Annotated in this window: 8 protein-coding genes; all 8 read right to left on the reverse strand. The window is 56.2% G+C overall.

What is annotated here, in order from left to right; translation table 11 throughout:
* Positions 1 to 798, reverse strand: a complete 798-nt coding sequence (locus AC3IT9_RS29075; protein ID WP_007969897.1) for a ParA family protein — start codon at positions 796 to 798, stop codon at positions 1 to 3.
* Between the two features lie 18 nt (positions 799 to 816).
* A complete protein-coding gene (gene rsmG / locus AC3IT9_RS29080) occupies positions 817 to 1,461 on the reverse strand; it encodes a 16S rRNA (guanine(527)-N(7))-methyltransferase RsmG (RefSeq protein ID WP_150753778.1) in 645 nt (214 codons plus the stop codon).
* Positions 1,458 to 3,356: a tRNA uridine-5-carboxymethylaminomethyl(34) synthesis enzyme MnmG gene (mnmG, locus tag AC3IT9_RS29085; RefSeq protein ID WP_489271577.1), complete on the reverse strand. Its 1,899-nt coding sequence runs from the start codon at positions 3,354 to 3,356 to the stop codon at positions 1,458 to 1,460. The genes rsmG and mnmG overlap by 4 nt, the downstream gene beginning before the upstream one ends.
* A gap of 550 nt (positions 3,357 to 3,906) precedes the next feature.
* Positions 3,907 to 5,277, reverse strand: a complete 1,371-nt coding sequence (mnmE, locus tag AC3IT9_RS29090; RefSeq protein WP_150728256.1) for a tRNA uridine-5-carboxymethylaminomethyl(34) synthesis GTPase MnmE — start codon at positions 5,275 to 5,277, stop codon at positions 3,907 to 3,909.
* 79 nt (positions 5,278 to 5,356) lie between these two features.
* Positions 5,357 to 7,036 (reverse strand): membrane protein insertase YidC, encoded by a 1,680-nt coding sequence (yidC, locus tag AC3IT9_RS29095; RefSeq protein ID WP_150728255.1) that lies wholly within the window; start codon positions 7,034 to 7,036, stop codon positions 5,357 to 5,359.
* A 2-nt stretch (positions 7,037 to 7,038) separates the two neighbouring features.
* Complete coding sequence (yidD, locus tag AC3IT9_RS29100) at positions 7,039 to 7,284, reverse strand: membrane protein insertion efficiency factor YidD (RefSeq protein ID WP_010207715.1); 246 nt, start codon at positions 7,282 to 7,284, stop codon at positions 7,039 to 7,041.
* Entirely contained in the window at positions 7,277 to 7,678 is a 402-nt protein-coding gene (gene rnpA / locus AC3IT9_RS29105; RefSeq protein WP_056727027.1) for a ribonuclease P protein component, read from the reverse strand. Before rnpA ends, yidD begins: the two co-directional genes overlap by 8 nt.
* A 16-nt stretch (positions 7,679 to 7,694) precedes the next feature.
* Positions 7,695 to 7,829 carry a 50S ribosomal protein L34 gene (gene rpmH, locus AC3IT9_RS29110; RefSeq protein WP_003213577.1) on the reverse strand — a complete coding sequence of 45 codons (135 nt, stop codon included), beginning with the start codon at positions 7,827 to 7,829 and terminating at the stop codon, positions 7,695 to 7,697.
* Positions 7,830 to 8,395 lie beyond the last annotated feature (566 nt).

Genomic DNA, 8,395 nt, shown 5'->3' on the forward strand with positions numbered 1-8,395 from the left:
TTAAGTTGCCTGAGCAGCGGCGATGCGTGAGTTTTTGCGTTGACGACGAACCATCTCGCCGGCCAATGCCAGGTAGGCAACGGCGCCTCGCGACGCTTTGTCGTACGCCAGCGCCGGCATGCCGTAGCTTGGCGCTTCGGCCAGACGGATGTTACGCGGAATGACGGTGTCGTAGAGCTGCTCGCCGAAGTGTTCCTTGAGCTGCGCCGAGACATCGTTCATCAGGCTCAGGCGCGGGTCGTACATCGTACGCAGCAGGCCTTCGACCTTGAGGTTCGGGTTCAGCAGTTCAGCGATACGCTTGATGTTATCCACAAGGTCGCTCAAGCCTTCGAGTGCAAAGTACTCGCACTGCATGGGGATAATGACCCCGTCGGCGGCAACCAGTGCGTTCAAGGTCAGCATCGACAGCGACGGCGGGCAGTCGATCAGGATGTAATCGTAGTTTTCCCGGATCGGCGCCAGCGCACTGCGCAGGCGGCTTTCCTTCATCTGCATTTCCAGCAGAACCACTTCGGCCGCGGTGAGGTCGCGGTTGGCCGGCAACAGCTGGTAACCACCGTGTTCGGAGAAGTGCATGGCCTGGGCCAGATCACATTCTCCGATCAGCAGGTCGTAGACCGAGTTTTCCAGGCCATGTTTATCCACACCGCTACCCATGGTGGCGTTGCCCTGTGGATCGAGATCGATCAACAGCACCCGACGCTTGGTCGCGACCAGGGATGCTGCGAGGTTGATGCAGGTGGTGGTTTTGCCCACGCCACCTTTTTGGTTCGCAATCGCGAATACCTTAGCCATTCTTGCTTGTGTTCCCAATCATGCCGTGCGGCGCAGTATCAGCAGATGGCGTTGGCCTTGGCAACCAGGTACGGCCAGGGCGTGTTCGCTATCGAGGTGGAAGTCTGCCGGCAATGCTACCAGCTCATCGGCCGGATGAACGCCCTTCATTGCCAGCCAGCGTGTTTCGCTATCGCCAAGGTGGCGAGTCCAGTTGCTGAAGTTTTCCATGCTGCTGAACGCCCGGGAAATGATCCCGTTGAATGGCAGGGCAGGCTGGAACGCTTCCACGCGACTGTGGATAACTTGCAGGTTATCCAGTTTGAGTTCGAGTTTTACCTGGGTCAGGAAGCGGGTTTTCTTGCCGTTGCTGTCCAGGCAGGTCACCTGGGACTCGGGAAACAGGATCGCCAGCGGAATGCCAGGCATGCCGCCGCCACTGCCGACGTCGAGCCAGCGACCGTTTTCGATGAACGACATCACACTCAGGCTATCGAGCAAGTGACGGGAAACCATTTCGTCCGGATCACGCACGGCGGTGAGGTTGTAAGCCTTGTTCCATTTGATCAACAGGGCCAGATAACCCAGCAGCTGTGCGTGCTGGGTTTCTGTCAGCGTGACGCCAAGCTGGCGGGCACCTGTGGATAACTCTTCTGCGTGTTGCGAAGTGACCAACGAACTCAAGCGCTTTGCTCCAACTGACGGCCCGCGCCGCGTTTTTTCAAATGAATCATCAACAGCGAAATGGCTGCCGGCGTTACGCCCGGAATTCGCGAGGCCTGGCCCAAAGTCTCTGGACGGGTCGCACCAAGCTTGCTCTGGATCTCTTTGGAGAGACCGGAAATGTTCGTGTAATCGATATCCACAGGCAATTTGGTGTCTTCGCTGGCGCGCAAGCGGGCGATTTCATCCTGTTGACGATCGATGTAGCCGGCGTACTTGGTCTTGATTTCGACCTGCTCGGCAACCTGTGGATCTTCTGCGCCCCCACCGGTCACGGCGATCAGACCAGCGTAGTCGATTTCCGGACGACTCAAGAGATTGAGCAGGTTGTATTCGTGAGTCAGTGGCGTGCCGAATTTTTCGGCAATGGCATCGCCCTGTTCGGTGCCCGGGCGTACCCAGGTGCTTTTCAAGCGCTGCTCTTCCAGTTCGATGCTTTCGCGTTTTTTGCAGAAAGCCGCCCAGCGCACGTCATCCACCAGGCCCAGTTCGCGACCTTTTTCGGTCAAGCGCAGGTCGGCGTTGTCTTCGCGCAGAATCAGACGGTATTCGGCACGGGACGTGAACATCCGGTACGGCTCTTGGGTACCGAGAGTAATCAGGTCGTCGACCAATACGCCGATATAGGCCTCGTCGCGGCGCGGGCACCAGGCGTCTTTGTCTTGCGCACGCAGTGCAGCGTTGGTCCCGGCGAGCAAACCCTGGGCACCGGCTTCTTCGTAACCGGTTGTGCCGTTGATCTGCCCGGCGAAGAACAGGCCGCCGATGACTTTGGTTTCCAGGCTGTACTTCAAATCCCGTGGATCGAAGTAGTCGTACTCGATCGCGTAGCCCGGCCGCACGATGTGCGCGTTTTCCATGCCGCGGATCGATTGCACGATCTGCAATTGCACGTCGAACGGCAAGCTTGTGGATATCCCGTTCGGATACAGCTCATGGGTGGTCAAACCTTCCGGTTCGATAAACACCTGATGGCTTTCCTTGTCGGCAAAGCGATGGATCTTGTCTTCGATCGACGGGCAATAACGCGGGCCGATCCCTTCGATCTCACCGGCAGCGGAATACATCGGCGAACGGTCGAGGTTCGCGGCAATGATTTCGTGTGTGCGCGCATTCGTGTGGGTAATCCAGCAGCTGACTTGCTTCGGATGCTGCTCTTTGGACCCCATGAACGACATCACCGGGATCGGTGTATCACCCGGTTGCTCGGACATCACCGAGAAATCCACAGACCGGCCGTCGATACGCGGCGGAGTACCGGTTTTCAAACGACCCACACGCAATGGCAGTTCACGCAGACGGTGAGCCAGCGCGATCGATGGCGGATCACCGGCGCGACCGCCGGAAAAATTCTGCAAACCGATGTGGATAAGTCCACCGAGGAACGTGCCGGTGGTCAACACCACGGAATCGGCGAGGAAACGCAGACCCATTTGCGTGACAACGCCACGGACTTGTTCCTGTTCGACGATCAGATCGTCAGCGGCCTGTTGAAATATCCACAGGTTCGGCTGGTTTTCCAGGATTTCGCGGACAGCTGCCTTGTACAGAACCCGGTCTGCCTGTGCGCGAGTTGCTCGCACGGCCGGGCCTTTGCGGCTGTTCAACACGCGAAACTGGATGCCGCCTTTATCGGTAGCCATGGCCATCGCGCCGCCGAGGGCGTCGATTTCCTTGACCAGGTGGCTTTTGCCGATCCCGCCAATGGCCGGGTTGCAACTCATGGCACCGAGGGTTTCCACGTTATGCGTCAGCAACAGGGTTTTAACCCCCATACGTGCTGAGGCCAGTGCTGCCTCGGTACCGGCATGACCGCCGCCGATGACGATCACTTCAAAACGGGAAGGGAAATCCACCACGCACCTCGTGCCTGCTTAAGTAGGTAATTCAGGAATAGTTTGAGCTCAGGTTTTTGGACCTGGTCGACAAGTATAGGGACTTCGCCCTTCCTAAAGAACCCTTTGCACAAAAATTAACCAGCTGTGGAAAAGTCGGAGTTATAGAAATTAAAAAGAAAGAAATTTATTAAATCTTTGTTTTTATGTTTATTTCTATGCACCTGCCTTTCTGTGGATAGATTGATACAGCCCTTTGTTTTCAATATGTACAGAGATTCAAAACCCTGTGGTCATGTGCCAATGAGGCCCTTGGATAACCGGTTTAAGCCTGTGGATGAAAGGGGTGGTTATCCACAGAGGCGGTTATGTCCAGTTTTCGAGCCCTGTTATCAACTGACCTTAGCTACGGTTATTCACAGGGCTTAATCCACAGAAAAGTGCCGTTTGCTTGAAATTCGGGTACAGGAAATTCGCTCAAGCAGACGACGTCCGCTCGGCACTGGAGGTTTTTTTCAGAAAAGGAGGGAGCAGACAGGCACGAATGGCCTGTCTGTGAATAACAGGAGGGCTACTTACCGATACAGAAGCTGGAGAAAATTCGCCCCAGCAGATCGTCAGAGCTGAACGCACCGGTGATTTCGCCCAGCGACTGCTGAGCTTGGCGCAAGTCCTCGGCCAACAACTCGCCAGCACCGGCCAGGGTCAATTGGGCACGACCATGCTCGAGGGCAGCACTGGCATGACGTAGCGCCTCAAGGTGTCGCCGGCGAGCGCTGAAGCTGCTTTCGGACGTTTGCTCATAGCCCATGCAGGCCTTGAGGTGTTCACGCAGCAGGTCCAGCCCGACACCACCAGACTTGGCGCTCAGGCTAATGGTGACATGGCCATCCTCGCTGATCTCCAGGGCAATGGCTTCGCCCGTAAGGTCGGCCTTGTTGCGAATCAGGGTGACTTTCGCAGGATCTGGACGGATTTCGAGAAACTCTGGCCAGAGTGCGAAAGGATCAAGGGCTTCAGGCGCCGTGGCATCGACCACCAGCAATACCCGATCCGCTTCGCCGATGGCCTTCAAGGCACGCTCGACGCCGATTTTTTCCACATGATCATCGGTATCGCGCAGACCGGCGGTATCCACTACGTGCAGCGGCATGCCATCGATGTGGATATGTTCACGAAGGACGTCACGGGTGGTGCCGGCAATTTCGGTCACGATCGCCGCTTCACGCCCGGCCAGGGCGTTGAGCAGGCTGGATTTACCGGCATTCGGACGACCGGCAATGACCACTGTCATGCCGTCACGCAGCAAGGCGCCCTGCCCGGCTTCGCGGATGACGGTGGATAACTCGTCGCGCACCTTGTCGAGCATGCTCAGGACGTGGCCATCGGCGAGGAAGTCGATTTCCTCTTCCGGAAAATCGATGGCCGCTTCGACATAGATGCGCAGGCCGATCAATTGCTCGGTGAGGTTATGCACACGTGACGAGAAGGCTCCCTGCAGGGAGCGCAACGCGTTTCGCGCAGCCTGGGCAGAACTGGCTTCAATCAGGTCGGCAATGGCTTCGGCCTGGGCGAGGTCCAGTTTGTCGTTGAGGAAGGCGCGCTCACTGAATTCCCCCGGTCGGGCGAGACGGCATCCCAGTTCCAGGCAGCGCTTGAGCAACATATCCAGAACAATCGGGCCGCCATGGCCTTGCAGTTCCAGCACATCTTCGCCTGTGAAAGAGTTCGGGCCGGGGAAATACAAGGCAATGCCCTGGTCCAGCACCTCGTCGTTTTCACTGAAAAACGGGCCGTAGTGGGCAAATCGCGGCTTGAGCTCGCGACCGCTGAAGGCCTTGGCCGCAACGCTGGCCAACGGCCCGGAAATACGCACGATGCCTACACCGCCGCGACCTTGAGCGGTGGCGACGGCTGCGATGGTTTCGCGAGGAACGCTCATAAACCGGTATCCAGACAAAAGTGACAGATAGCAAAACGCCCCACTAGGGGGCGTTTTGAGTGGTTATCCACAGTGTAAATCAGGCAGCTGCTTTAGCGGCCGCTTCGATCTTACGTGTGATGTACCACTGTTGGGCGATCGACAGGCAGTTGTTCACTACCCAGTACAGCACCAGACCAGCCGGGAACCACAGGAAGAAGAAGGTGAAGATGATTGGCATCAGCTTCATTACCTTGGCCTGCATCGGATCCGGAGGAGTCGGGTTCAGCTGCTGCTGGATGAACATGGTTGCACCCATGATGATCGGCAGAATGAAGAACGGATCCTTGATCGACAGGTCAGTAATCCACAGCATGAACGGCGCCTGACGCATCTCGACGCTTTCCAGCAGAACCCAGTACAGCGAGAGGAAAACCGGCATCTGCACGAGGATTGGCAAGCAACCACCCAACGGATTGATCTTCTCTTTCTTGTACAGCTCCATCATGGCTTGCGACATTTTCTGCCGGTCATCGCCATGTTGCTCTTTCAGCGCGGCCAGTTTCGGTGCCACTGCACGCATGCGCGCCATGGATTTGTAGCTGGCAGCCGACAGCGGGAAGAAGATCCCTTTGATCAGCATGGTCAGGAAGATGATCGACCAGCCCCAGTTACCGACAATGGCGTGGATATGTTGCAGCAACCAGAAGATCGGTTGGGCGATGAACCACAGAATGCCGTAGTCGACCGTCAGTTCCAGACCTGGGGACAACTCTTTCAGCACGGCCTGGCTTTTCGGACCGGCGTACAGGACAGCGCTGGTCTCGGCCTTGGCACCCGGTGCAACACTCATCGATGGGCCGGTGTAGCCGATGATGTAGTTGCCTTTGCTGTCTTTACGGGTCTGGACGACGTTGTTTTCGCCCTTGGCCGGAATCCATGCGGTTACGAAGTAGTGCTGCAACCAGGCAACCCAACCGCCAGTGACGGTTTCTTTCAGCTGAGCCTTGTCCATGTCGCTCATCGACACTTTCTTGTACGGCTCGTTACTTGTCCACAGGGCGGCACCCAGGTAAGTCGCGGTGCCGGTAGCCGTGGTCGACGAAGGATCGGCGCTGGCGTCGCGCTTCAACTGGGCGAACATCGCACCGGTCCAGGGCTGGGCGCTCTGGTTGTCGATCAGGTAGGAAACGGTTACGTCGTACAGGCCGCGTTTCAGGGTGAAACGCTTGATGTAGTTGACGCCGTCCTTGCTGAACTTCAGGTCCACGACCAATTGGTCCTGGCCGTCAGCCAGTTGATAAACCTTCTTCTCCGAGGAATAAACCGGACGACCGGCTGGATTTGCATCCGGACCGTTGGTGCCGATCAGACCGCTTTGCGCCAGATAAGTACGTTCGCCGCCGTTATCGAACAGCTGGAACGGAATTTCCGGGTGATCCTGACGACGCGGATACAACGGCAGCATCAGTTGGGCAACATCGCCACCTTGTGGGTCGACAGCCAGGTCCAGTACATCCGTTTTGATCTGGATGAGGTCCTTGCTCACAGCCACCGGCGTTTCGGCTGGTGCGCTGGTGTCGCTTGCAGCACGTGGAATGTCGTCACTGGCAGAAGCGTTGGAGCCAGATGCCGTATCCGGCAGGCCCGATGCAGTCGTATTGGTGGCAACATTCTGAGTCGGCAGGGCAGCCTGGCCATAGTCCTGGTTCCATTTAAGAACCATAACGTAGGACACGATTGCCAGGGCGACGATCAGGATCGTGCGTTTGATATCCATGATTACTCGGCCATCGAAGAAGAACGGGAGGTAGGGATAGGTGGAACCGGGTCATAACCACCGGGATTCCACGGATGACAGCGACCTAAACGACGAAAGGTCAGCCAGCCACCGCGAAGAAGGCCATGATTTTCGATGGCTTCTAACGCGTAGCAGGAACAACTGGGGTAGAAACGACAGTGACTGGCCATCAGGGGACTAATGGCATAGCGATAAAACTGGATCGGAACGAGTGCCAGTTTACGCATCTGGACTGTCTACCCCTACAGTTTCGGTTTTGACTGCTGGTACTGGCGAACTGCGAGCCAGACGTTTCCAGAGTTTGCCGAAATGCTGAATCAATTCGGGGTTTTCTACATCACCCAAACCTTTGCGCGCGACGATAACTATGTCCCAGCCGACCAGAGAATCCTGGTTCAGGCGAAACGATTCGCGCATCAGACGTTTGAGGCGATTGCGCTCGACGGAGAGCTTTACGCTCTTTTTCCCGATAACCAACCCGAGACGGGGGTGATCAAGATCGTTGTTGCGCGCAAGGAGCAGGAGATTTTTCCCCGGAACCTTGCCGGTAGGGGAGTCAAAGACTGCCTTGAATTGCCGGGGGGTAAGCAGACGCTTTTCCCGACTGAAGTCCTGACTCACCTCCAGTGCCGGATTATCAAACTGCCAGACGCGCACGACCTTTGGCGCGACGACGCGACAGGACGGCACGACCGTTCTTGGTAGCCATGCGAGCACGGAAACCGTGGGTACGAGCGCGTTTGATAGTGCTTGGTTGGAAAGTACGTTTCATTGTCGTGTTACCTGGTTCGTCCACAACGGGCCGGAATGGCCCCCGTTTTAAGAGACCGGGGATTCTAGAGAAAGCAAGCCTTCAGGTCAATTTCCAACCAACGTTTCCTTATAAATAGATCTCCAGAGGCTTTTCGGCGTTTGCACCTTGCGTAGATATAAAAATAAGAAAGGAAAGTATTTAAAGCTTTTTTGTAAAGCTTATAAAAGCTAGGCTCGCCACCTTCTGTGGATAACTCTATTCAGCCCTTGTTTTACCTGATGTACAGAGAATGACAACTACAGTGGAAAACAGTGTTCAGCCTGTGCTGCGCTGTCGGATAACCTGTGTGTGAAAGCCCGCCTTATCCACAGGCCGGTTATCCACCGAGTTTCGCCCCCACTTGTGCAATGACCTTAACCCCGGTTATCCACAGAGCTTATACACAGACCACTGGTCGCCTTTTTTGCGTAAGAAACAGTGATTCTTCTTGGTCGATGAACCACCTACGTGTGGATAAGTCGGCGTCTGGTCGCTACAATGGCCGCTTGTTTTTGCCTCACCGGCTTTCAACTTAGGGGATATCC

Source organism: Pseudomonas sp. KH_046_1 (assembly GCF_057839025.1).

Bases quoted from the DNA above. Each gene is read 5' to 3' on its own strand.
- AC3IT9_RS29075 (WP_007969897.1), bottom strand. From the start codon at position 798: ATGGCTAAGGTATTCGCGATTGCGAACCAAAAAGGTGGCGTGGGCAAA.
- yidD (WP_010207715.1), bottom strand. From the start codon at position 7,284: ATGCGTAAACTGGCACTCGTTCCGATCCAGTTTTATCGCTATGCCATT.
- yidC (WP_150728255.1), bottom strand. From the start codon at position 7,036: ATGGATATCAAACGCACGATCCTGATCGTCGCCCTGGCAATCGTGTCC.
- mnmE (WP_150728256.1), bottom strand. From the start codon at position 5,277: ATGAGCGTTCCTCGCGAAACCATCGCAGCCGTCGCCACCGCTCAAGGT.
- rpmH (WP_003213577.1), bottom strand. From the start codon at position 7,829: ATGAAACGTACTTTCCAACCAAGCACTATCAAACGCGCTCGTACCCAC.